The sequence below is a fragment of the Enterobacter cloacae complex sp. IR5450 genome (assembly GCF_049238665.1).
Taxonomy (GTDB): Bacteria; Pseudomonadota; Gammaproteobacteria; order Enterobacterales; family Enterobacteriaceae; genus Enterobacter; species Enterobacter hormaechei_C.
Genome location: NZ_JBMKIC010000022.1, coordinates 53,891 through 77,687 on the forward strand (window position 1 = coordinate 53,891; position 23,797 = coordinate 77,687).

Here is a 23,797-nt window from a genome sequence, read left to right on the forward strand (position 1 = left end):
AGGCGCGGCCAGCTGGATATTTTTACCCTGTCTGCAAATTGACCGCTCAGGGGCATTACCTTACTTTCTGCTGCTGTTGCTATTCCTAATCAGAGACGGTCAGTCGTTATGTATCAGAGCCACTTTAATTTTAAAAATCCGCCATTCAGGACAATCACCCGTTTATCCGGTGATTTTCTGGTGCCTTATCATCAGGACGTGTTCAACCTGCTGAAAGAGAAAACCCAGCTGGCGGGTATTATCGGGCTTTTTTGCGACGACGCTCCGCTTCTGAGCCACTTCATCGACGCGCTGAAAGCCAGCAGCAATACCGTTATTGCCATCAACGCGTTTCCCAAACTGAGTGCCAGTAGCCTGCTGTACAAACTCAACCCGGGAACGAAAGCGATTAAAGATCGCATGCAGGCGGTGGATGCCGTCCTGCGCCAGTGGCAGGAGGGGAAAGCAAAATCCAGAGTGCTGACCATCGCCCATTCCGAAGCCATGAAGGAGAGCTGCCGTGAAGTCCTGGGAACGCTGCTCAAGCGCGCCCAGGAGCTGAACTTCCGGCTCGCCGTGGTGCTGACGGGTGCTGCGGAGCAGGAACGCCTGCTAAAGCAACCTGAACTGCGCGAATATACGCACACACATCATGTCCTGCGCCCCCTCACCTGCCGCGAATACCTGAGCTATGTGCAGGCGCAGTGCGAAGAACACGACTGTGAACATTCGCCGTTGCCGCCTGCCCGCGTGCGCAAAATGCACACGCTGACCAAAGGCAACATCAGCAAACTGAACGCGCTGGCACACCTGTCAATGCTCGCCGCCTGGACGGAACGCGCGGCACAGGTCAGCCCACGCCATTTACGTCTGGCGGCGGGAGAGATCCTGCCCGCCAAAAAACACGGTAAGCGCCTGGCAACCGTGGGGCTGTTTGCGTCCGTGCTGTTTGCCGCCTGCGGCTGGTATTTTACCTCGTCGATCGGCGCGCGCCTGCCGATCCAGCTGCCGGTGCCCGTCAGCTGGAAACAGCAGACGCCAAAACCTGAGGCAGCCGTAGTGCCGGTTATCGACAACGAAATAGTTAATCAGCCGGATGCGATGCATCAGCTTTATCTCATGTGGGGGTATGACGCCTCGGCCGACGATGCGCTGTGCCAGAACGCCGCTAAAGTGAACCTGATGTGTAAACAGGGGAACGCGTCCCCGCAGACGCTGGCGCAGGAAGGGTATCCGTGGGTCAGTGAGCTGAAAACCAGCGGTCACCTTAACTATGCAGTGGTCGCCAGGGTCGGAGATACATCAATTGACTTGTTAATGAATAACCGGACCTGGCAGGTAAGCCGCAGCTGGTTTAACCGGCATGCGACCGGCAACTTCACCCAGTTGCACCGCCTGACACCGGAAGGAAAAGACGCGATCGGCACGGCCAGCGACAGCAAAGACATGGTCTGGCTCGATCAGCAGTTAAGCATCGCGTTGAGCCAGCCCGAAACGCATGCCCGGATCTGGACCGCAGAAATGATGAAACGCACCCGCGAGTTCCAGCAAAAAATGCATCTGCACGTGGATGGCATCCCCGGTGAAGAAACGCTGATGCAGCTGATGCGCGTGACCAACAGCACGCCGGGCGTACTGATTCAGGCAACCCGCACCACCCCGGACGCAAAAATGCAGGAGAAGAAAGCCTAATGTCGACCATCTGCCTTGCGGCCCAGCGCAGCTATACAACCGGGGAAGCGGTCTGGTTTTCGTACCGCCTCCCCAGCCTGAAAAACGTATTCGGCAAAACAGCGTTATGGCTGGTCGGGTTTTGCGCCATGCTGGTTGTCGGCCTGTATATGCACGTCTACTGGAACCTGCGCCACCCGGCACCTGAACCGGTCAACGCCAGCGTTGCCAAACCGGAAACGCAGCTTTCGGAAATGCATTACGTGTACGTGAGTAAACCGTTCCCGCATCCGCAGCCTAAAGTTGCGCCAGTGCATGTTGATGTTCCACCGATGCAGGATCTGCCGATCAGCAGTGATGATGCCGACTGGCAGCAGGCGCCCGAGGGCGCGGTGCCGCACGATACCTCGCGGGATACCTTACCCGGAACCGAGGCGCATGAGCACGATATCGCCCCCGCCAGCACGAGCAGTGAAGAGTCATCATTAACGGAATTATTTAAGCAGGCATTAAAAGAGCAGGAGCAGGATTATTCTCAAGGAAAAATTCCCGCGCCGCCGGTTGACGAAACGCAGGATAATTCACAAGCGAGTGTAAAAAACAGTGGAAATAGCCGTTCTCCTTTGAGTGAGAAAGGAGAACGGCGGGAGTAGGTGTTAATATTTTTCAGGCAGTGCGGTGAGATTAAGCAATCGACCTTTTTCCACCACAATATATTGACCTTTTTTCAGATCGGAGAGGATTTTGATAATAGTACTACGTGCGAGGTTAGTGTATTCCTGAATGTAATCATAAACGTTAATATCACGTTGCTGATGAACAGTCAGATCGTTAATCTCATATAAAAATTCACGAACAACAGAATACGCACTGCGGGCAACCAGAACATCATCACGTTTGCTCATCACGCATATGTACCAGGAAAGGACTTTGGTCAGGTCAGGCCACAGATTTTTTTCGGTCATCAGCTGGGCGAAGACCTCTTTCTTGATCGAGCGAACGACCGTATTCGTCCGGACAAGGCCGTACATATGGGTGGCGTTGTAATACATTGACGATAGGCCGAAAAGGCATTGTCCGGTGACAGTAAACATGCACAGTTCGTCAGATTCACGTCGAAATTCGACTTCGCCGCTGACGATGACATGAATGTAACCGGAATCAGTAGTGGAAATTTTCTGCCATTTCTTTAACGTTTTTTCTTCAACGCCTGCGGTTGCAGAAATAATTCTTTCCATTTCATATTGTGGACGTAATTTTTTTCCATAGATGCTTAACATTGTTATACCCGATTTAAGATGTGATTTTTTAAAATAAGATGGCCGCGGCATTTACGCCGAACCATAAATTTTTACCTGATGAAAATCTCAAGAATAAAAATAAAAGAGTAAAGTTTTTGATTAATTCGCTACATTACTTAGCGCGCTATGTGTCCATCTTAAATCGGGATAATTTTAAGTCAATTAACTAAAAATGAAATGAGTTTGTACTTAGGATTAATCTGATAGAAACTTAAGAAAATATACTCACTCGGGGGTAATCCGAAGGTTTACCCCTGCCCGTATTTCTCTAAAAGTGCTTCGGCAATCGCCATGGTTTCCACATCCGCTACGCCATTCCATAACTGCGGGCGGAAATGCATCTGGAAAACCATGATGATGCGTTTTTGCTGTGCGGGCGTGCTGTTTTCTGGCACCTCGTAACCGTAGCGCGCCAGCAGATCGAGCAGCGCTGCGGTATCAACCTGCTGATAATGCGGTCGGCCGTTGATATAAAAACTCACCCGCGCCGGATCGGGCCAGGCCCCGATACCCTGCTGCGCCAGCTCGCGCCACGGAAACATCGGGCCAGGATCGTCTTTGCGCTGCGGGGCGATATCCGAGTGTGCCACCACGTTCTGCGGTTTTATGTCGTAGCGGGCGATGATGTCTCTGGCAAGCGGGATCAGCGCCGCAATTTGCCCCGGTTCGAAGGGGGTAAAGGTTTTCACGCCATCGGTTTGCCGCCAGCCGCGGTTTTCCAGCTCAATGCCGACGGAGGTATCATTTATGCGGTTGGTGCCACGCCAGAAGCTGATGCCCGCATGCCAGGCCAGCTCGCTCTCCGGGACCAGCTGCCAGATACGCGGTTTGCCCTGTGGTGCTGGGGGCTTTGCGGGAATGAGATAGTGAGAGCTGACGTTTTTATCGGTCAGGGTCGCAAGCGAGGTGTCGAAATCGTCGGCGGTGTAGTGAATAACCAGCACCTTTATACGCGGGTAGGCCGCCTGCGCCTGATGGCGCGTATCCAGCTCGTACGCGCCTTTATCAACGATGCCCTCTTCCGAGGCGCATCCTGCCAGCAATATCGCCAGCAGGAGGGTTGAGAGCGAACGCTTCATCGACGGGTTTTCACCGCCGTACCGCTTACGCTCACCATCAGCATGCTGGCATCTTTCCCGACCGTTTCGTAGTCGATATCAATACCTACCACCGCATCCGCGCCCAGCGCTTTGGCCTGCTCGCCCAGCTCCTTAAACGCAATGTCACGCGCTTTACGCAGCTCTTTCTCGTACGCGCCGGAGCGACCCCCGACGATATCCCGAATGCCGGCAAAGAAGTCCCGGAATATGTTCGCGCCCAGAATCGCCTCACCGGTGACCACGCCGCAGTACTCGGTAATCGGTTGACCTTCCAGGGTTGGCGTTGTTGAAAACTGCATACTTTCTCTCCTTCTTTAGCGTTCAATGCGTTAGCAACTGCATTATCGGTTCGTTACGCTATGATTGAAAGGATAGTTAATAAATAAGGAAATCAACATGCGCTACTCTGCTTTAACGCTTTTAGTGCCATGCGCGCTGGTGCTCAGCGCCTGCACAACGCCGGTCACGCCAGCCTTTAAGGATATCGGAACCCGCAGCGGCCCTTGTATTGAGGGTGGCCCGGACGCCGTGGCGCAACAATTTTATGATTACCGTATTCAGCATCGCGGTAATGACCTGACCGTCCTGCGCCCGTACCTGAGCGATAATCTGGCGAAACTGCTCACCGACGCTTCGCGCGATCCGCAGCATAACGCCCTGCTGTCATCCGATCCGTTCTCAAGCCGCGCCACGCTGCCGGACAGCGCCGACGTCGCCAGCGCATCCACCATTCCAAATACTGACGCACGCAATATTCCCCTGCGCGTGAAGCTAACCCAGGGGACGCAAACCTGGCAGGATGAGGTGCTGATGATCCGTGAAGGCCAGTGCTGGGCAGTAGATGATGTACGCTACATTGGCGGCAGCGTTCATGCCCCGGCAGGCACCCTTCGCCAGTCGATTGAGAACCGCTAACGCATCCGTTAAATAAACGTTAACCCCGTAAAATGTCCGGCATTTCAGGCGGAATGCCGACATTTATACTCGCCCCCCTTTCCCGTCGCTATTTTGTGCTATGTTTAAGAGTAAACACGGGTTATATTTAACTTTTAACGCATAAATATTGCATAACTATTCTGTCAACGGTACTATCTGCGGCCTCAATTGCTATAGTTTGCCTGGATGAGTAAAGACTGCCCCGATGAGTATTAAACTAAACGGCATTAACTGCTTCTACGGCGCACACCAGGCGCTGTTCGACATTACGCTGAGTTGCCCGGAGGGCGAAACGCTGGTTTTGCTTGGCCCAAGCGGCGCGGGAAAAAGCTCCCTTCTGCGTGTTTTAAATCTGCTTGAAATGCCCCGTTCGGGAACGCTGGCCATCGCCGGTAACCATTTTGACTTCGCGAAAACCCCTTCTGATAAAGCGATTCGTGAACTGCGTCAAAACGTGGGCATGGTTTTCCAGCAATACAATCTCTGGCCGCATCTGACGGTGGTGCAAAACCTGATTGAAGCCCCGTGCCGCGTGCTTGGCTTAAGCAAAGACCAGGCGATGGCGCGTGCTGAAAAGCTGCTGGAACGTCTGCGTCTGAAACCGTACAGCGACCGTTATCCTTTGCATCTCTCTGGTGGTCAGCAACAGCGTGTGGCGATCGCCCGTGCGCTGATGATGGAGCCAGCGGTGCTGCTGTTCGATGAGCCGACCGCGGCGCTGGATCCGGAAATTACTGCCCAGATCGTGAGTATCATTCGTGAGCTGGCGGAAACCAACATTACCCAGGTCATCGTGACCCACGAGGTGGAAGTGGCACGCAAAACCGCCAGCCGCGTGGTCTATATGGAAAACGGGTATATCGTTGAGCAGGGTGACGCGAGCTGCTTCACTAACCCGCAAACCGATGCCTTCAAAAACTACTTATCACACTGATGTGTTAGGGAAATTATAATGAAAAAAGTATTGATTGCCGCGCTGCTTGCTAGCGTCAGCCTTTCCGCTACCGCAGCCCAGACCATCCGTTTCGCCACTGAAGCGTCCTACCCTCCGTTTGAATCCATTGATGCGAACAACAAGATTGTTGGCTTCGACGTGGACCTGGCAAATGCCCTGTGTAAAGAGATCGACGCGACCTGTACCTTCAGCAACCAGGCGTTCGACAGCCTGATCCCAAGCCTGAAGTTCCGCCGTATTGACGCCGTAATGGCCGGTATGGACATCACTCCGGAGCGTGAGAAGCAGGTTCTGTTCACCACCCCTTACTACGACAACTCGGCGCTGTTCATCGGTCAGAAAGGTAAATACGCCTCCGTTGACCTGCTGAAAGGCAAGAAAGTCGGCGTGCAGAACGGCACCACGCACCAGAAATTCATCATGGATAAGCACCCGGAAATCACCACCGTGCCGTATGACAGCTACCAGAATGCGAAACTGGACCTGCAAAACGGTCGTATCGATGCGGTGTTCGGGGATACGGCTGTCGTGACTGAATGGCTGAAAGCGAACGACAAGCTGGCTGCCGTGGGTGACAAGGTGACCGATAAAGACTACTTCGGTACAGGTCTGGGTATTGCCGTACGTCAGGGCAACACCGAGTTGCAGCAGAAATTCAACGCTGCGCTGGAAAAAGTGAAGAAAGACGGCACCTACGAAACCATCTACAAAAAATGGTTCCAGAAGTAATTCCTGATGAATGAAATTTTTCCTTTAGCAAGCGCCGCCGGGATGACCGTCGGCCTTGCCGTTTGTGCACTGATTATCGGCCTCGTACTGGCGATGTTCTTTGCGGTGTGGGAATCCGTTAAGTGGCGCCCTGTCGCATGGCTCGGTTCAGCGCTGGTGACTGTGCTGCGTGGACTCCCGGAAATTCTGGTGGTCCTGTTTATCTATTTCGGCTCCTCACAGCTGCTGTTAACGCTGTCGGACGGCTTCACGATTAATCTCGGCTTTGCGCAAATCCCGGTGCAGATGCAGATCGAGAACTTCGACGTCAGCCCGTTCCTGTGCGGCGTGATTGCGCTCTCCCTGCTCTATTCAGCCTATGCGTCACAAACGCTGCGCGGCGCGCTGAAAGCGGTGCCACAGGGTCAGTGGGAATCCGGTCAGGCGCTGGGCCTGTCGAAAGCGGCGATCTTCTTCCGCCTGGTGATGCCGCAGATGTGGCGTCATGCCCTGCCAGGGCTGGGTAATCAGTGGCTGGTACTGCTGAAAGATACCGCGCTGGTAAGCCTGATCAGCGTGAACGATTTGATGCTGCAAACCAAAAGTATCGCCACCCGTACGCAGGAGCCGTTTACCTGGTACATCGTCGCGGCGGCAATCTACCTGGTGATCACGTTGCTGAGCCAGTACGTTCTGAAGCGTATTGACCTGCGCGCAACGCGTTTTGAACGGAGACCAGGCTGATGCTGGATTATTTACCCGAACTGATGAAAGGGCTGCACACCAGCCTGACGCTGACCGTCGCGTCTATCATCGTGGCGCTGATCCTGGCGCTGATCTTCACCATCGTCCTGACGCTGAAAACGCCAGTGCTGGTGTGGATTGTACGTGGCTACATTACGCTCTTTACCGGTACGCCGCTGCTGGTGCAAATCTTCCTGATTTACTACGGCCCGGGGCAGTTCCCGTCGTTACAGGAATACCCGGTGATCTGGCACCTGCTCTCTGAACCGTGGCTCTGCGCCCTGATTGCCCTCTCGCTGAACAGCGCCGCCTACACCACGCAGCTGTTCTACGGTGCCATTCGCGCGATCCCGGAAGGCCAGTGGCAGTCCTGCGGAGCGCTGGGCATGAGCAAGAAGGATACGCTGGCGATCCTGCTGCCCTATGCCTTTAAGCGCGCGCTCTCTTCCTATTCCAACGAAGTCGTTCTGGTGTTCAAAAGCACCTCACTGGCCTACACCATCACCCTGATGGAAGTGATGGGCCACGGACAGCTGCTGTACGGACGCACCTACGACGTAATGGTGTTCGGTGCGGCGGGTCTGGTCTATCTGGTGGTCAACGGTCTGCTGACGCTGATGATGCGTCTTATCGAGCGTAAGGCGTTAGCGTTTGAGCGCAGGAATTAACCACGCAAATGCATAAAACGGTATTCATGGAGCGGGTAACCTGATGGGTTATCCGCTTTTTTTTGTGATTAAAATAATACTTAATCATTTTTATTGCATATAAATTCATTAACTGGCATTGTACATCCAGGCCGCAGACACGGCGCATCAATAAGACAGACGGGAGCATTACAATGAAAAAGTTAGTTCTGGCCGCATTACTCGCAACCTTCGCCGCTGGCGCATCCGCCGCCGATAAAATCAATTTTGGCGTTTCTGCCACCTATCCGCCGTTTGAATCGCTGGATGCCAGCAACCAGATCGTCGGTTTCGACATTGACCTGGCGAAAGCGCTGTGCAAACAGATGCAGGCCGACTGCACCTTTACTAACCACGCATTTGACAGCCTGATCCCGTCCCTGAAATTTAAAAAATACCATGCGGTGATTTCCGGCATGGACATTACGCCAGAGCGCAGCAAGCAGGTCGCGTTCACCGACCCGTACTACGCGAACTCTGCGGTGGTGATTGCGAAGAAAGGAGCTTATAAATCTTTCGACGAGCTGAAAGGCAAGCGCATCGGCATGGAGAACGGCACCACGCACCAGAAATACCTCCAGGACAAGCATCCTGAAGTGAAAACCGTGGCCTACGACAGCTACCAGAATGCCATTATCGACCTGAAAAATGGCCGTATCGATGGCGTATTTGGCGACACCGCAGTCGTGAATGAGTGGCTGAAAACCAACCCGCAGCTGAGTACAGCGACGGAGAAAGTGACCGATCCGCAGTATTTCGGCACTGGCCTCGGTATTGCCGTGCGTCCGGATAACAAGGCTCTGCTTGAGAAACTGAACGGCGCGCTGAAAGCGATCAAAGCTGACGGTACGTACCAGAAAATCAGCGAGCAGTGGTTCCCTCAGTAATCTCTTTTTGCCGGGTGGTCTGGCCTGCGGGGGTGGTCTGTAGGCCGGATAAGCGCAGCGCCACCCGGCAATTTCTCATAGCGGTACAAAGAACCTGAACCGCGCCCCGCTCACGGACTCCATCAGCCTGATCCCACCGCCGTGCAGCTCCAGCATTCTCTTCACGATTAACAGCCCTAATCCCCCACGGTTCTCTCGCGACGCCTGAGGATTTAACGCTGAAGGCCGCTGGAACAAATCGTCGCGCAGCGAGGCATCTACGCCCGTACCATTGTCTGCCACTTCGACCTGAAGTCGTTCATTCTCCTGCCAGACCGCCAGACGAATTTCTCCGCCGCTCGGCGTATGACGGATGGCGTTATCCAGAAGGTTAGTGACCACGCGCTCGATCATCGACACGTCGGCGTTCACCAGCGGCAATCGCCCCGGCACATCAATACGCAGGTTCACCTCGCGCGTGCGGGCGGTAAGCTCAAACTTCTGCGCCACGTCGGAAATCAGTTCAGCCATGGCAAAACGCTCGCGCTGGGGCTTGATGCCGCCGTGCTCAAGACGCGCCAGCTCGAACAACTGCTGCGACAGATGGCGTACCTTTTGCCCCTGACGCAGCGCGGTAGCGAGGTACTGCTGATGCTCCTGCGGCGACAGCGTGGCGGATTTGAGCGACAGCGTTTCCAGATAACCCAGCAGCGACGTCAGCGGGGTGCGTAAGTCGTGCGAAATGTTGGCGATAAACTCCCGGCGCTGGCGGTCGCTGTCGGCCAGCCGATCCCACTGAGAGGTGATTTTGCGCGCCAGCTCGATAAAGGTATTGCGCAGGATCGCCACTTCATCCTGGCCGGCAGGCTCAAGCGGCTGGGCCGCCAGCTGCTTAATCGCGCTGATGCTGTCCTGCTCCAGCCCGGCCACGTCCAGCGTGAGCTCTTTAACCGGGCGCGTCACCCAGTACCAGAGCAGCACCCCCGCCAGCAGACCAAACAGCGCCACCAGCAGCATCGACCACAGCGCCGTACTCCAGAGCGCTTTGTGCCAGGCCATCTCCGCCAGCGCGTTGGACTCTTCCCCCTGTAAAATAATGTACAGATACCCCTTCAGCTCGCCGTCCTGCCGCAGCGGGGTGGCGCTGAAGACTTTCTTATTCTGGCTTCGGGGATCGTCGCCAAACACCGGCATCACCGTCCCGCTCAGGAAATTCTGTATCGGCGCGAGGTCAATTTTTTGCCGCTGAATGTGCCCCGGCGGGGCAGCATCGGCCAGGATATCGCCATCAGGCGAGACAACATACAGCTCGACGCTCGGATTAAAGGTCATCAGCCGGTCGAACAGCGGTTTTAAGGCGCTGCGATCCACCCTGCCCTGCGAATCCAGAATCGCTTCCCGCTGCACAATCTGCTGCGCCAGCCCGCCGGAGAGCCGCTGCACCATCGCGTTGCCGTACTGCATGCTACTGTAGAGCTGCACCGCACAGGCGACGGTGGCGCAGAGCAGCAGTAACACCGTAAACAGCAGCGTCAGGCGCTGGCTCAGGCTAAAGCGACGCATCATGATTCTGCTCCGCAAATTTGTAGCCTTTGCCCCAGACGGTGCGAACGATCTCCGGCTCGGCGGCATCTTTTTCTATTTTGATGCGCAGGCGGTTAATATGGGTGTTGACGGTGTGTTCGTAGCCTTCGTGCTGATACCCCCACACCTGCTCCAGCAATGCCAGCCGTGAAAAGACCTCTCCAGGATGGCGAGCAAAAAAATAGAGCAGTTCAAATTCACGCGGAGTGAGATCGACGTGTTGACCGTTAAGACGCACGGTGCGCGCCAGCGGATCGATAGTCAGACCGTGCGCCTGAATAATGCCGTCCGTCTGCGCCTGGCCCATCGCCTGCTGTCGGCGGAACAGCGCCTTAATGCGGGCAATCAGCTCCTGCACCGAGAAAGGTTTTGCCAGATAATCATCCGCCCCGGTTTCCAGGCCGGTAATACGGTCAGTTTCACTGCTGCGGGCGCTAATGATGATAATGGGCAGGTAGCGGGTCATCTGGCGGATACGGCGGCAAATCTCCAGACCATCAACATTCGGCAGCATCAGATCGAGGATCACCGCGTCCCACGGCTGTGTTTCAAGACGCTGTAAGGCGTTGCCCCCGTCGGGCTCGTGGGTAATGGCGTAGCCTTCATCTTCCAGGTTAAGACGCAGGAGTGCCGCGATATCGTGGTCATCTTCTACCAGCAGGATCTGCTTCATGGGTAAGCCTTTATTTGTTTCTCATGGCTTAAGCTTACCCGATTTCACCGGGGGGAAGAGTTCACATTTTGTTGAACATTGTGTGGGGTTTATGCCGGGGGGCGGCTTCGCCTTACCCGGCCTACGCTTTGGTTAACAACGTCAACACTTCATAATGGGCGGTATGCGGGAACATATCGAAAAGCTGAACGCGCGCGATGCGGTAGCCCGGCAGGCTGGCGATATCCTTCGCCATGGTCTGCGCGTTACAGCTGGAGTAGACGATGTACTCCGGCGCCATCTGGCTCAGGTAGTCGCAGAGCGCCTGGCCGATGCCCCGGCGCGGCGGGTTCACCAGCACCAGCTCAGGCACGTTGCCCTGCCCGGTCGCGAACTGCGTGGAGTCCAGCGCCTGGAAGTGCAGATTCGTCAGCCCCAGCTCCGCGGCGGACTGCTTCGCGCAGGCAATCGCTTCGGCGGAGATCTCAATGCCGGTGAGCTGCATGTCTGGCGTGGCACAGTGCAGGCCAAAGCCGCCGACGCCGCAGAACAGATCCCACATGTGATGAACCTGTAACGCACGCACCCAGTCGCGCGCGGTGGTGTACAGCGCGCTGGCGACGGTGGGGTTAGTCTGAAAGAAGCTTTGCGGACGGATCCACAGCGGCACGCCGTTAAAACGCTCCTCCAGCGCATGCTGTTCGGTGAAGAAGATCTCTTTCTCCCCTTCCATGATCGCCATATGCACCGGCTGAATATTTGCGGTGATAACCTTGAGCTGCGGAAGCTGTTGCTGCAATCCCGGAAGTGCCGCGCGCAGCTGCTCCAGTTTGGTTTCCGAACGCAGCACAAAGCGCAGCATCATCCCGCCGTCGATCTGGCTTTCGGTCAGCAGAAGGTATTTCAGCTCGCCGCGCCTGCGGGCAACGTTATAGGGCGTTAACCCCGCCCGGGCGATAAACGGTTTCAGAGCGCTAAACACCGGCTCAAACGAGGCGGGATACAGCGGGCAGTCGGTTAAATCTTCCGGCGTACCGTCGCGGTGCAGCATCCCCAGCAGCGGCTTTTCAACGCTGCCGCTGACCACCATTTTGGCTTTATTGCGAAAGCCCTGCTCCGGGCCGCTGACGGGTGCGCACCACTCGCCCACCGCGTGTGCTGCCAGCAGCTGTTGCAGGTTGGCCATTTTGGCGGTGAGTTGTTGAGAGACCGGCTGTTCTATCCACTGACAGGAGCGGCAGCGTCCGGCGTCGTAGAGTGCGCACTGCATATGAAAACCTTAAGAAACACGAGGGCTGCGATTATACACATTATTGCAGGCGGAAGAACCGCCGGCTCGAAGCTGGTGCAAATAGCAGGAACAGAACCAGCATATCCGGCAGTTTTTGCATCACCAGTGAATGGAAAATCTCACGTCGCGACTCACCGGGTATGCTGAACAGCTCCGGATAGCCATAGCCCAGCGAGGCGGCCCACAGGTAGCCTGCGGCGGTGATCTGCGTCAGCAGATACACCCAGCGCGCCCAGTTACGGCCTTTCACCAGCGAGAACGCACAGTAGATCTCAATAAACACCAGCATCAGGCTGCTGAGAAACACCAGCGTCAGATTCCACGTCTGCGCGCTGCGGTGAATAAATTCCCCCATTCCGCGCGGACCCAGCGTGTTCATTATCATCAGCACATCCAGACAGCGGATCATAATAATGGCGAGCGCCGCCACCTGCACCAGTGCAGGGACGTTCGGACGGGCGTGCGAATGACGTGTTTTTTGTAAGAATCCCAATGTTTTTACTTCCCTGAAAAACAGTGCCGCGTCATACGCGGCACATCACTGGAAATAGTAATTCCTTCAGCCGCGTCTTGCACGCTGGATATCGCGCACACGCTGTTTTTCCGCGCGCGCCATCAAATACCAGGCGATAAATCCGACAATTCCGACCACGCCAAGGATGATGGAGGCCAGGGCGTTGATCTCCGGATTCACCCCCATCCGCACGCTGGAGAAGACCAGCATCGGCAGCGTCGTCGCGCCCGGTCCCGACACAAAGCTGGCGATAACCAGATCGTCGAGCGAGAGCGTGAACGCCAGCAGCCAGCCGGAGATCACCGCCGGCATAATCATCGGCAGCGTGATGATGAAAAAGACCTTCAGCGGCGTGGCGCCGAGATCCATCGCCGCCTCTTCAATGGAGCGATCCAGCTCGCGCAGCCGCGAGGAGATGACCACCGCCACATATGCCGTACAGAAGGTGACGTGCGCCAGCCAGATGGTGAGCATCCCGCGATCCGCTGGCCAGCCGATGGCGTGCGCCAGCGCGACAAACAGCAGCAGCAGCGACAGTCCGGTGATCACGTCCGGCATGACCAGCGGGGCGGTGATCATAAACGCAAAACCATTTGCCCCGCGGAAACGGCCAAAGCGCACCATCACCAGCGCGGCAATCGTGCCCAGCACGCAGGCCATCGTCGCCGCCAGCGCCGCAATGGTCAGGCTCAGCCCCACCGCGCTCATCATCGCATCATCGTGGAACAGCTCGCTGTACCAGCGCGTCGACCAGCCCGCCCAGACGGTGACCAGCTTAGAGCTGTTGAACGAGTAGATCACCAGCATCAGCATCGGCGCATACAGGAAGGTAAAGCCGATAATCAGGATCGCAATTCGCCACGGGGAGCGTACTACCGGTAAGTTGTTCATCCGTGGTCTCCCATCTGTTTCTGCTGATGTTTATGGAACCACATGATCGGCACGATCAGCAGCAGTAACATGACGATCGCCACAGCCGAGGCCACCGGCCAGTCGCGGTTATTGAAGAACTCCTGCCACAGCACGCGGCCAATCATGATGCTGTCCGGGCCGCCGAGCAGTTCCGGGATCACAAACTCCCCGACAGCCGGGATAAACACCAGCATCGATCCGGCGATGATTCCGCCTTTGGTGAGAGGGACAATGACGCTGAAGAAAGTCTTCAATGGGCGTGCGCCGAGATCCAGCGAGGCTTCCACCAGCGAGTAATCAATACGCGTCAGCGCCGTATAGATCGGCAGCACCATAAACGGCAGATAGGCATAGACAATCCCGATATACACCGCAAGGTTGGTATGCAGGATCGTCAGCGGCTGGTCGATCACCCCAAGCCACAGCAGGAAGTTATTCAGTATGCCGTTATTCTTCAGGATCCCCATCCACGCGTACACGCGGATCAGGAACGACGTCCACGACGGTAAAATGACCAACAGCAGTAAAATATTTCGCGTCGACGGCTTGCTGTGCGCCACTGCCCACGCCAGCGGGTAGCCCATCAACAAGCAGCAGATCGTAGAAATAGCCGCAACCTGTAACGACTGCAAATAGGCTTCGAAATAGAGCGGATCGTCGGTCAGTTGCAGGAAATTACCGAGGTTTACGGTCAGCGTCAGCTGCCCGTCGGCCCACTCCCACAGATCGGTATACGGTGGGATCGCCCGCGCCATCTCCGCCAGGCTGATCTTAAAGACGATCAGGAACGGCAGCAGAAACAGCAGGATCAGCCAGATATAGGGCATGGCGATGACCAGCTTGCGGCCATGCGCCATCTGTATGCGCGCCAGCCAGAGCGCGAAACCGCCCGGTTTTTTGACGCGGGCTGGAGGTTCAAGTGTACTCATGACCGCTCCTTATACCGTCAGGACTACGCAACTGTCCGCATCCCAGCAGAGGCTCACTTCGTCGCCCCAGGTTGGCTGTCCCTTGCGATACCGGTGTTCGTTCTGTAACTGGGCGCTGAGCATCTGGCCGCTTTTCAGGCGGACATGGTAAATCGACAGATCGCCGAGATAGGCAATGTGTACCACTTCGCCCACGGCAAAGTTATAGCCATCGGCGGGTGGCTCATCGCATAGCATGATTTTTTCCGGGCGCAGGGCAACGTAAACCGGCACGTTGTCCACCACGGAGTTATCAGAATCAACCTTCAGCGGGTGCACCAGCCCCGGCGATTCAATCACCAGACCGTCGTCCTGGCGTTCCTTCAGCAGCCCTTCGAAGACGTTCACCGAGCCGATGAACTCCGCGCTGTAGCGGGTTGTCGGGTGTTCGTAAATCTCTTCCGGCTCGCCGATCTGCACGAACTTACCGCGATTCATGATCGCAATGCGCCCGGCCATGGTCATCGCCTCTTCCTGGTCGTGAGTCACCATCACGCAGGTCACCCCCACGCGCTCGAGGATATCCACCACTTCCAGCTGCATCCGGTCGCGCAGCTTTTTATCCAGCGCGCCCATCGGCTCGTCGAGCAGTAATAATTTTGGACGCTTCGCCAGACTTCTTGCCAGCGCCACGCGCTGACGCTGGCCGCCGGAAAGCTGATGCGGCTTACGCTTCGCAAACTCCTGCATATGCACCAGGCTCAGCATCTCCGCCACGCGCGCGGTGATTTCGGCTTTCGGCAGTTTGTCCTGCTTCAGGCCGAAGGCGATGTTCTGCTCGACGGTCATGTGTGGGAACAGGGCATAGGACTGGAACATCATGTTGATGGGCCGCTGGTACGGCGGCACGCTGGAGAGGTCTACCCCATCCAGCACGATCTGCCCGGCGGTGGGCTGTTCAAACCCGGCCAGCATGCGCAGCAGGGTCGATTTACCGCAGCCGGATGCGCCAAGCAAAGCAAAAATTTCACCTTTGTAGATCGTCAGGCTGACATCGTCCACGGCATGCTGGCCGTCGAAGGATTTGGTGAGGTTACGAATTTCAAGAAGCGGGGTCAGCGCTTTACGGACTTTCGCCTGCGGGCGGGGGATCGCGTCATTCACGGGGTGCTCTCCGGCATAGATCAACACTGGTGCAAACGCACCGTCAGGGTGCGCATCGCCGGGCGGCGCTAACGCTTGCCCGGCCTACGGGATTTGTCGGCCCGGTAAGCGACGGCGCCACCGGGCAACGATATCAAACGCCGTTACTTACCACTTTTCACCTTGGTCCACGCGCGGGTACGCACACGGTCAATTTTTGGTTCCTGCACTTTCAGGGTGAAGAGCTTGGCAAACACATCGGCTGGCGGGTAGATCGCCGGATTATTGCGGATTTCTTCGCTCACCAGCGGCACGGAGGCCTTGTTACCATTGGCGTAGTAGACGTGGTCGCTGATGTGAGCAATCACGTCCGGACGCATCAGGTAGTTGAGGAACTGATACGCTTCCTCTTTGTTTTTCGCATCAGCCGGCATCGCGAAGACGTCGAAGAACGCCAGCGCCCCCTCCTTCGGAATGAAGTAGGAAACATTCACGCCGTTTTTTGCCTCTTTCGCGCGGTTCGCCGCCTGCCAGACGTCGCCCGCCCAGCCGATGGCCACGCAGATATCCCCGTTCGCCAGGTCGTTGATGTACTGAGAGGAGTGGAAGTAGCGAATATTTGGACGCAGCTTTAATAGCAGGTCGGTCGCCGGACCGGTGTAGTCGTCGGCCTTGCTGCTGTTTGGATCTTTGCCGAGATAGTTAAGCACGGTGGCGAAAATCTCTTCCGGCGCATCGAGGAAAGAGACGCCGCAGCTTTTCAGCTTCTCGAGGTTTTCCGGCTTCAGCACCACGTCCCAGCTGTCCAGCTTGACGTCCGGGCCCAGCGCCGCTTTGACTTTATCCACGTTATAGCCAATACCGGTGGTCGCCCACAGGTAAGACATCGCGTATTTGTTGTCCGGATCGTGCTTCGCCACCAGCTTCAGCACGTCCGGATCGAGGTTTTTCCAGTTCGGTAATTTGCTCTTGTCCAGCGGCTGGAAGACACCGGCGGTCAGCTGACGCTCCAGGAAGCTTGCCGACGGCACCACCAGGTCGAAACCGGTGCTGCCCGCCATCAGTTTGCCTTCCAGCACTTCGTTGGAATCGAATACGTCGTAGACAACCTTAATGCCGGTCTCTTTTTCAAAATTGGCGACGGTATCCGGCGCAATATAGTCAGACCAGTTATAGACGTGCAGCGTTTTTTGTTCCGCAGCGAGCGTGCCGGCAGAGACGGCCATCAGAGCACCCGCAACCAGACCCGATAACCATTTTTTATTCAAGGCGATCATATTGTTATTCCTTCTGAAAGTTCGTTAACAAACGAACCAAAACTGTGCAGCCTGAAGATATGCAATAATCATGCATAGTTTGTCGCTCTGCCCGAAATAAAATACCCCCCTCTTCCCGGCAGGTTCCGCTCGCTTTTTTAAGCACCGCAAGAATAACTGTAGCCCGTGTCTCCGGCTATAGCCCAGACGAAAAAACGCCTTTTATCAATTTTTTATGCAGATTATGTCTACGTGATAAGCCGAAACGGCCGGAGAGGAGGTGAAAAATTCTTTAAAGAAAGGTTAAAAGCAGCAGAAAAAACGGTGTTATGCAGCCGCTCTGGCAGCGACTGCGCAAAAGTCAGACAGGCTTAGTGGAGAAAATTGGGAGATGCATCATTATTCTCGGCGTCATCTTCCGCGCTATACAGCAGGTGATGTGCGTTGGCTTCCATCATGACCATGGAAATTTGCTCTTCGCTCAGGCGCATAAACCAGGCGAACTGCTTGAAGGAGAGCCCCGCGCCGGAGAATAAAGACTGGCAAACCACCAGCTTTGGCAGATTATCATCCTGTATGTCGAGAAACGCTTTCACCGTCAAAGAACTGGCGTTGATCGCTGACAGATCGGATGCCAGCGCCAGCAGCGCGGACGGCTTTACTTCAGCCAGCGCCGAGAAAAGGATCACGTCGTTAATCAGATCGATTTTGGCATCGAAAATGCCGTCGAAATTTTGCATGTGAGGCAGATGCAGCGCCTGGCAGGAGTCGCATTCGAAGAAAGTAATACCGGCATCATCGAGCCATTGACGTAACGTATCCAGTGTAGGTACGACCTGTAAATCCATCGCAGTGCAGCCTCTTAAATAAAAACGTTGTCCAGATTACGCAAAAAGTGCGCGCCGATCCATTTAACCGCCCGTTTTCAGGCAAAATCCCGGCGTTGCATGGCATTCAATCCATGCGATCATTTTACCTGCAATATCGACGCCTGTGGTTTTTTCCACCCCTTCCAGCCCCGGCGAGGCGTTAACTTCCATCACCAACGGCCCGCGGTCGGCACGCAGCAGATCGACCCCCGCCACGTCCAGGCCCAGCGTCTGCGCCGCTTTCACCGCAATCTCACGCTCGCGCTCGCTGATAAGGGCCACCCGTGCGATACCGCCGCGGTGAAGGTTAGAGCGAAAATCGCCCTCTTTCGCCTGCCGCTCTATGGCGGCCACCACTTCATTGCCCACCACAAAGCAGCGGATGTCGCACCCTTTAGCCTCTTTAATATACTCCTGCACCAGAATATGGGCATTCAGACCGCGAAACGCATCGATCACGCTTTCCGCCGCCTGACGCGTCTCCGCCAGTACCACTCCAATACCCTGCGTACCTTCCACCAGCTTAATGACCAGCGGCGCACCGCCCACCATATCGATTAAATCGCTGGTGTCGTCCGGGGAGTGAGCAATCCCGGTGACGGGCAGATCGATCCCCTGGCGCGCCAGCAGTTGCAGCGAGCGCAGCTTATCGCGGGCGCGGGAAATCGCCACGGATTCATTGAGCGGATAGCTTCCCAGCATTTCAAACTGGCGCAGCGCGGCCGTGCCGTAATAGGTGATCTGGGAGCCAATACGGGGAATTACCGCATCAAAATGCGGCAATTTGCGGCCTTTGTAATGAATCGACGACGCCGCAGGGTCGATGTTCATATAGCAGGACATCGGATCGAGGATTTCAACCTGATGTCCGCGTTTCGCCGCCGCTTCTCGCAGGCGTTTACATGAATAGAGCGTTCCATCCCGGGACAATATGGCAATTTTCACCCTGCACCTCTCTAAAGACATGGTAAAAGCCTGCCTATCATACACGAGGCGCAGGAGGAATGGACTACCGCGTTGCCCAGCCCTGTTTGTGCAGGTAGTCGAGAATGAACGGGCGGTTCTCCTTGATGATGGTGCGACGAATATGGTCGCTCCAGGTGTCGCGGCGGTTGTTGCTGTCACGCGTCAGATAGTAGTTCGCCAGCTCTTCATCGTATTGATGCAGAACGTCCTGGTCGACCGGCTGGTAGTGGTTTTCATGCACCAGCATCGCAGCAGGAATGCGCGGCTTCAGATCCGGGTTATCCGCCGGCCAGCCGAGGCACAGACCAAACAGCGGCAGCACGTGTTTCGGCAACTTCAGCAGTTCCGTCACGCTTTCGATGTTGTTACGCAGCCCGCCAATATAGACGCCGCCAAGCCCCAGTGATTCCGCCGCCGTGAACGCGTTTTGCGCCATCAGTGCCGTATCCACAACGCCCAGCAGCAGCTGTTCCGCCAGCCCCAGCTCGGCCTCAGGGCATATTTGCAGGTGACGGTTAAAATCGGCGCAGAACACCCAGAACTCAGCCGCCTGGGCAACGTGCTTTTGTCCGCCCGTCAGCGTTACCAGCTGCTCACGCATCGCCGGATCGGTGATGCGGATAATGGAGCTGCACTGCAAAAAGCTGGAGCTGGAGGTGCCTCTTGCGCTGTCGATGATCGCGTCCCGCTGCGCCTGGGTAATTGGCTCATCGGTGAAATGGCGAATGGAACGGTGGGAACGAAGCAGGTCAATGGTTGGCGTCATTTTGTCTCTCTTTGTGTTGCGTAAAACGTATGGCAGCCAGTATAGGCAATGATCCACCTGATGTAATTGGCGAAACATAGCCTGACTGTATCAAAGTGACAGGTGAAACCTTCTTTCCATGACGGCAGGTTATCGTGCACTATAGGCGCTATTCGCCGTCAGGCTTGTTTTTTGAGGAGAGAGAAATGTTTGCAGTAATTTTTGGTCGTCCAGGATGCCCTTACTGTGTGCGCGCGAAAGAGCTGGCAGAGAAACTGACTGAAGAGCGTGATGATTTCAACTTCCGTTATGTGGATATCCACGCGGAAGGCATCACTAAAGCGGATCTGGAAAAAACCGTGGGTAAACCGGTTGAAACCGTGCCGCAGATCTTCCTCGATCAGAAACACATTGGCGGCTGCACCGATTTTGAAGCCTACGCCAAAGAACACCTGGGCCTGTTTGCGGCTCAGTAATGCGAAGACGCCCTCACCCTGAGGGCGTTTTTATTTACGGTGCTTCCGCTGTTGCAGCAGGCTGCGCGTAAATAAGAAACAGAGCGCGCCCAGCGCACACCAGAAAACGCCACTCAATAGCCACGCCATTTCCTGCCAGACGCTTCTCGACGAGAGAAACAGCACGCGCATCAGAAGCAGGCAGAGCGGAGCCGCAAGCATTGCCCCCAGCAGCGGCATCACCACCTCGCCGTTGCGCGAAAGAAAACTGGCCACTACCCCCGGCAGGATGAAAAACAACAGGCCCAGTTCGGGATGATCGGACGCTCTGAAGGCGCCTTTCACGTTAAAAGCGAGCGACATGCAAACGACCGTAAACAGCAAAAAACAGCTGATTACGCCAGCCCAGTTTCGTTTAAAGTTCAAACTATCCTCCTGACTTATCTCTATCAAATACAAAAATCGTCCGGTGGACGCCCAGTCAGATAAAGCAATGCGGCAATCCTTGCCAAAGCACGCACAGAAGTCGTGCGATAATAGGTGGCTGTCGGTAGCTATTACGATTAAACTAACCGCCTGCTAGTGTTTAGGGTATTTATCAGGAAGCAGGGAGGTGCAAAGTGATTCCCTGACTCTGAAAACAGTAGCCCAAATAGTCCTTTCATTCAACAACTTACTGGTAAACAAGAAGTTAGCCTCCGTGAATATAAACGTCGCAGACTTGTTAAATGGGAATTACATCCTGTTATTATTTGTGGTACTGGCGCTGGGCCTTTGTCTGGGTAAATTACGCCTGGGTTCAGTTCAACTTGGTAATTCCATTGGCGTTTTAGTCGTCTCCCTGTTATTAGGTCAACAACATTTCAGTATTAACACGGACGCGCTTAACTTAGGTTTCATGCTGTTTATTTTTTGCGTAGGCGTGGAAGCCGGTCCGAACTTTTTTTCCATTTTCTTCCGAGACGGCAAAAATTACCTGATGCTGGCGCTGGTGATGGTCGGCAGCGCCCTGCTGATTGCGTTAGGGCTGGGCAAGCTGTTTGGCTGGGACATCGGCTTAACGGCCGGTATGCTGGCAGGCTCGATGACCTCCACACCGGTGCTTGTCGGCGCGGGCGATACGCTTCGTCATTCTGGCATGGCCGGCACGCCGCTTTCCTCCGCGCTGGACAACCTGAGTCTGGGCTATGCCCTGACCTATCTGATTGGTCTGGTGAGCCTGATTGTTGGCGCGCGCTATCTGCCAAAACTTCAGCATCAGGATCTCCAGACCAGCGCCCAGACCATCGCCCGCGAGCGCGGCCTGGACACGGACTCCAAACGTAAAGTTTACCTGCCGGTGATCCGCGCCTACCGCGTCGGGCCGGAGCTGGTTGCCTGGACCGACGGGAAAAACCTGCGCGAGCTGGGGATCTACCGTCAGACCGGCTGCTACATCGAACGTATCCGTCGTAACGGCATTCTGGCAAACCCGGACGGTGACGCGGTGCTCCAGATGGGCGATGACATCGCCCTTGTTGGCTACCCGGACGCCCACGCGCGTCTCGATCCGAGCTTCCGCAACGGGAAAGAGGTGTTTGACCGCGACCTGCTGGACATGCGTATTGTCACCGAAGAGATTGTGGTGAAAAACCACAATGCCGTGGGCCGCCGTCTGGCACAGCTGAAGCTGACCGACCACGGTTGTTTCCTCAACCGCGTGATCCGCAGCCAGATTGAAATGCCTATCGACGATAACGTGGTGCTCAATAAAGGCGATGTGTTGCAGGTTAGCGGCGATGCCCGACGTGTTAAAACCGTTGCCGACCGTATCGGCTTTATCTCGATCCACAGCCAGGTGACGGACCTGTTAGCCTTCTGCGCCTTCTTCATTGTCGGCCTGATGATCGGGATGATCACCTTCCAGTTCAGCAACTTTAGCTTCGGCATTGGTAATGCAGCCGGTCTGCTGTTCGCCGGGATCATGCTGGGCTTCCTGCGAGCGAACCATCCCACCTTCGGCTATATCCCTCAGGGTGCGCTGAACATGGTGAAAGAGTTCGGTCTGATGGTCTTTATGGCGGGTGTCGGCTTAAGCGCCGGGAGCGGCATTGGCAACGGCCTGGGCGCGGTCGGCTGGCAAATGTTGGTTTCCGGACTTATCGTCAGCCTGGTACCGGTGGTGATCTGTTTCCTGTTCGGCGCTTACGTGCTGCGCATGAACCGCGCCCTGCTCTTCGGGGCAATGATGGGCGCGCGCACCTGCGCACCGGCGATGGAGATCATCAGCGACACCGCGCGCAGCAACATCCCGGCGCTGGGCTATGCAGGCACCTACGCCATCGCAAACGTGCTGCTGACGCTGGCAGGTACGCTGATCATCATTATCTGGCCAGGACTCGGATAAATCTCAAGTTTGCGAGTGGCGCAAAAAATTTTCGTTACGCGCAGAACTTTTTACGCAGGGTGCAGTCATAACTAGTGCCACTGCTTTTCTTTGATGTCCCCAATTTGTGGAGCCCATCAACCCCGCCATTTTTGGTTCAAGGTTGATGGGTTTTTTGTTGCCTGCTATTATAACCCTTTCTAATCAATCAGTTAGGAACTAACAATTGCGACTGTGGCGGCAAAGTGGCGACAGCGCTCTACTTCCCGTTCCTTAGGCCTGTATCATGTCATCAAAAAATCAATCCCAGTATTTTTCAATTGCTGTATACATCCCTGAGGAGTTGAAGCAGACTTTTGTAGAAGAATGCAGTATTGTCGGCATTGACGCCAAAAGAGTACAATGTTTCTCCTCCAATCCAGGCATACGTGAATATCTGAGCATTTTAGTTGAACGTGGGCAGAAGTTTGCGCCATACCTTCTTAAGGTACTGAACTTGTTGCAGTCAAAATCCAAAATAAGAATTGAAGTCGCAGCCGATAGAAAAATCATAGACTTACAAGGTGTAAGTGTTGATGATGCTCTAAAGTTGATTCAAGCTGCTGATGCCATTCGGGTAATTGACCAGCAAGAACCGGAAGATATGAACAGTGATTCCGCAAAACACACAATCTGACTAATTGAGAATTCCAGTGAACTATATAGATCAATTTATCAATTTTGTTTCTACCTTGTACACTCCTAGAAGAGCCTGCACAACATTATTTATGATATGTGGTGGAGTCCTATCCTTATGTAAAATATTACCGCTTCTACATTTATGGCTAACGACTGCAATAAAACCGATAGCACAAAACTATGAAACTTATATTTTATTAATTTCACTTGTAATAGGTGTTTCATTAGGAATTGTTGTTTTCAGCATAGTTGATTTGATTGTATTAACAATCTATGAACACCTCATTTCTAAAAAGAAAAAATCCCAAAGTGAATTAAAAGCGATTAAGGAAAAGAATATACGTGACGAAGTAATATTTTCAAATTTTAAAACTGCTTACTTCCATCTCAGTATTGATAAGATTAATATTATTAGAAGCTTAATCACATTCCGGTAATGACTCCAACTTACTGATAGTGTTTTATGTTCAGATAATGCCCGATGACCTTGTCATGCAGCTCCAGCGATTTTGA

General features: G+C 54.8%; 28 protein-coding genes. 12 read left to right on the forward strand and 16 right to left on the reverse strand.

Features of this window, described 5'->3' with window-relative positions; translation table 11 throughout:
* The first annotated feature begins 108 nt into the window (after positions 1-108).
* Positions 109-1,671: an ExeA family protein gene (locus ACOTYB_RS16490; protein WP_220153692.1), complete on the forward strand. Its 1,563-nt coding sequence runs from the start codon at positions 109-111 to the stop codon at positions 1,669-1,671.
* Positions 1,671-2,303, forward strand: coding sequence for a hypothetical protein (locus tag ACOTYB_RS16495; protein ID WP_409248802.1), 633 nt, complete (start codon positions 1,671-1,673; stop codon positions 2,301-2,303). The genes ACOTYB_RS16490 and ACOTYB_RS16495 overlap by 1 nt, the downstream gene beginning before the upstream one ends.
* 3 nt (positions 2,304-2,306) lie before the next feature.
* Here the strand turns inward: ACOTYB_RS16495 and ACOTYB_RS16500 are convergent, their stop codons facing one another.
* From ACOTYB_RS16500 to ACOTYB_RS16510, 3 genes are all read right to left on the reverse strand, one after another.
* Entirely contained in the window at positions 2,307-2,930 is a 624-nt protein-coding gene (locus ACOTYB_RS16500) for a helix-turn-helix domain-containing protein (RefSeq protein WP_022650695.1), read from the reverse strand.
* A 269-nt stretch (positions 2,931-3,199) separates the two neighbouring features.
* A complete protein-coding gene (locus tag ACOTYB_RS16505; protein WP_045337502.1) occupies positions 3,200-4,030 on the reverse strand; it encodes an N-acetylmuramoyl-L-alanine amidase in 831 nt (276 codons plus the stop codon).
* A complete protein-coding gene (locus ACOTYB_RS16510; protein WP_003858361.1) occupies positions 4,027-4,350 on the reverse strand; it encodes a heavy metal-binding domain-containing protein in 324 nt (107 codons plus the stop codon). The genes ACOTYB_RS16505 and ACOTYB_RS16510 overlap by 4 nt, the downstream gene beginning before the upstream one ends.
* 97 nt (positions 4,351-4,447) lie before the next feature.
* Between ACOTYB_RS16510 and ACOTYB_RS16515 the strand changes: the two genes are divergently transcribed.
* The 6 genes from ACOTYB_RS16515 (at position 4,448) to artJ (ending at position 8,967) form a co-directional block, all read left to right on the forward strand.
* Positions 4,448-4,966: a lipoprotein gene (locus tag ACOTYB_RS16515; protein ID WP_421765842.1), complete on the forward strand. Its 519-nt coding sequence runs from the start codon at positions 4,448-4,450 to the stop codon at positions 4,964-4,966.
* 226 nt (positions 4,967-5,192) lie between these two features.
* Complete coding sequence (gene artP, locus ACOTYB_RS16520; RefSeq protein WP_006809439.1) at positions 5,193-5,921, forward strand: arginine ABC transporter ATP-binding protein ArtP; 729 nt, start codon at positions 5,193-5,195, stop codon at positions 5,919-5,921.
* Between the two features lie 18 nt (positions 5,922-5,939).
* Positions 5,940-6,671 (forward strand): arginine ABC transporter substrate-binding protein ArtI, encoded by a 732-nt coding sequence (gene artI / locus ACOTYB_RS16525; RefSeq protein ID WP_006174322.1) that lies wholly within the window; start codon positions 5,940-5,942, stop codon positions 6,669-6,671.
* A 6-nt stretch (positions 6,672-6,677) separates the two neighbouring features.
* Positions 6,678-7,394: an arginine ABC transporter permease ArtQ gene (gene artQ / locus ACOTYB_RS16530; protein ID WP_003858367.1), complete on the forward strand. Its 717-nt coding sequence runs from the start codon at positions 6,678-6,680 to the stop codon at positions 7,392-7,394.
* Positions 7,394-8,062 carry an arginine ABC transporter permease ArtM gene (gene artM, locus ACOTYB_RS16535; protein ID WP_003858369.1) on the forward strand — a complete coding sequence of 223 codons (669 nt, stop codon included), beginning with the start codon at positions 7,394-7,396 and terminating at the stop codon, positions 8,060-8,062. The genes artQ and artM overlap by 1 nt, the downstream gene beginning before the upstream one ends.
* Before the next feature lie 173 nt (positions 8,063-8,235).
* Positions 8,236-8,967, forward strand: coding sequence for an arginine ABC transporter substrate-binding protein ArtJ (artJ, locus tag ACOTYB_RS16540; protein ID WP_220153691.1), 732 nt, complete (start codon positions 8,236-8,238; stop codon positions 8,965-8,967).
* A 75-nt stretch (positions 8,968-9,042) separates the two neighbouring features.
* On the opposite strand, the gene ACOTYB_RS16545 is transcribed toward artJ, so the two are convergent.
* From ACOTYB_RS16545 to nfsA, 11 genes are all read right to left on the reverse strand, one after another.
* A complete protein-coding gene (locus ACOTYB_RS16545; protein WP_022650691.1) occupies positions 9,043-10,512 on the reverse strand; it encodes a sensor histidine kinase in 1,470 nt (489 codons plus the stop codon).
* Positions 10,496-11,203, reverse strand: a complete 708-nt coding sequence (locus tag ACOTYB_RS16550) for a response regulator transcription factor (protein ID WP_022650690.1) — start codon at positions 11,201-11,203, stop codon at positions 10,496-10,498. Before ACOTYB_RS16550 ends, ACOTYB_RS16545 begins: the two co-directional genes overlap by 17 nt.
* 121 nt (positions 11,204-11,324) lie before the next feature.
* Positions 11,325-12,452 carry a 23S rRNA (uracil(747)-C(5))-methyltransferase RlmC gene (gene rlmC / locus ACOTYB_RS16555; protein ID WP_045337503.1) on the reverse strand — a complete coding sequence of 376 codons (1,128 nt, stop codon included), beginning with the start codon at positions 12,450-12,452 and terminating at the stop codon, positions 11,325-11,327.
* 40 nt (positions 12,453-12,492) lie between these two features.
* Positions 12,493-12,990, reverse strand: a complete 498-nt coding sequence (locus tag ACOTYB_RS16560; RefSeq protein WP_086527936.1) for a YbjO family protein — start codon at positions 12,988-12,990, stop codon at positions 12,493-12,495.
* Between the two features lie 42 nt (positions 12,991-13,032).
* Positions 13,033-13,878: a putrescine ABC transporter permease PotI gene (potI, locus tag ACOTYB_RS16565; protein WP_003858378.1), complete on the reverse strand. Its 846-nt coding sequence runs from the start codon at positions 13,876-13,878 to the stop codon at positions 13,033-13,035.
* A complete protein-coding gene (potH, locus tag ACOTYB_RS16570; RefSeq protein WP_003858381.1) occupies positions 13,875-14,828 on the reverse strand; it encodes a putrescine ABC transporter permease PotH in 954 nt (317 codons plus the stop codon). Before potH ends, potI begins: the two co-directional genes overlap by 4 nt.
* A 9-nt stretch (positions 14,829-14,837) precedes the next feature.
* Positions 14,838-15,971, reverse strand: a complete 1,134-nt coding sequence (gene potG / locus ACOTYB_RS16575) for a putrescine ABC transporter ATP-binding subunit PotG (protein WP_017693732.1) — start codon at positions 15,969-15,971, stop codon at positions 14,838-14,840.
* A gap of 143 nt (positions 15,972-16,114) precedes the next feature.
* A complete protein-coding gene (gene potF, locus ACOTYB_RS16580; RefSeq protein WP_220153690.1) occupies positions 16,115-17,227 on the reverse strand; it encodes a spermidine/putrescine ABC transporter substrate-binding protein PotF in 1,113 nt (370 codons plus the stop codon).
* A 350-nt stretch (positions 17,228-17,577) separates the two neighbouring features.
* Positions 17,578-18,054, reverse strand: a complete 477-nt coding sequence (locus ACOTYB_RS16585; RefSeq protein ID WP_003858385.1) for a YbjN domain-containing protein — start codon at positions 18,052-18,054, stop codon at positions 17,578-17,580.
* Between the two features lie 63 nt (positions 18,055-18,117).
* Entirely contained in the window at positions 18,118-19,020 is a 903-nt protein-coding gene (gene rimK / locus ACOTYB_RS16590; RefSeq protein WP_045347178.1) for a 30S ribosomal protein S6--L-glutamate ligase, read from the reverse strand.
* 64 nt (positions 19,021-19,084) lie between these two features.
* Positions 19,085-19,807 (reverse strand): nitroreductase NfsA, encoded by a 723-nt coding sequence (gene nfsA, locus ACOTYB_RS16595; protein WP_003858388.1) that lies wholly within the window; start codon positions 19,805-19,807, stop codon positions 19,085-19,087.
* A gap of 185 nt (positions 19,808-19,992) precedes the next feature.
* Here nfsA and ACOTYB_RS16600 point away from each other — a divergent pair, with 185 nt between their 5' ends.
* A complete protein-coding gene (locus ACOTYB_RS16600; RefSeq protein WP_006809455.1) occupies positions 19,993-20,262 on the forward strand; it encodes a GrxA family glutaredoxin in 270 nt (89 codons plus the stop codon).
* A 30-nt stretch (positions 20,263-20,292) separates the two neighbouring features.
* On the opposite strand, the gene ACOTYB_RS16605 is transcribed toward ACOTYB_RS16600, so the two are convergent.
* Entirely contained in the window at positions 20,293-20,667 is a 375-nt protein-coding gene (locus ACOTYB_RS16605; protein ID WP_220153689.1) for an inner membrane protein YbjM, read from the reverse strand.
* Positions 20,668-20,941: 274 nt separating this feature from the next.
* Between ACOTYB_RS16605 and ACOTYB_RS16610 the strand changes: the two genes are divergently transcribed.
* The 3 genes from ACOTYB_RS16610 to ACOTYB_RS16620 all read left to right on the forward strand — a co-directional run bounded on the left by ACOTYB_RS16610 (position 20,942) and on the right by ACOTYB_RS16620 (position 23,721).
* Positions 20,942-22,627, forward strand: a complete 1,686-nt coding sequence (locus ACOTYB_RS16610) for an aspartate:alanine antiporter (protein WP_032610193.1) — start codon at positions 20,942-20,944, stop codon at positions 22,625-22,627.
* 265 nt (positions 22,628-22,892) lie between these two features.
* Positions 22,893-23,282 (forward strand): hypothetical protein, encoded by a 390-nt coding sequence (locus ACOTYB_RS16615; RefSeq protein WP_032657859.1) that lies wholly within the window; start codon positions 22,893-22,895, stop codon positions 23,280-23,282.
* Between the two features lie 16 nt (positions 23,283-23,298).
* Complete coding sequence (locus tag ACOTYB_RS16620; RefSeq protein ID WP_409248803.1) at positions 23,299-23,721, forward strand: hypothetical protein; 423 nt, start codon at positions 23,299-23,301, stop codon at positions 23,719-23,721.
* Between the two features lie 10 nt (positions 23,722-23,731).
* Here the strand turns inward: ACOTYB_RS16620 and ACOTYB_RS16625 are convergent.
* Positions 23,732-23,797: IS1 family transposase (locus tag ACOTYB_RS16625; protein WP_421765773.1), on the reverse strand; the 66-nt coding region annotated here is incomplete at its 5' end.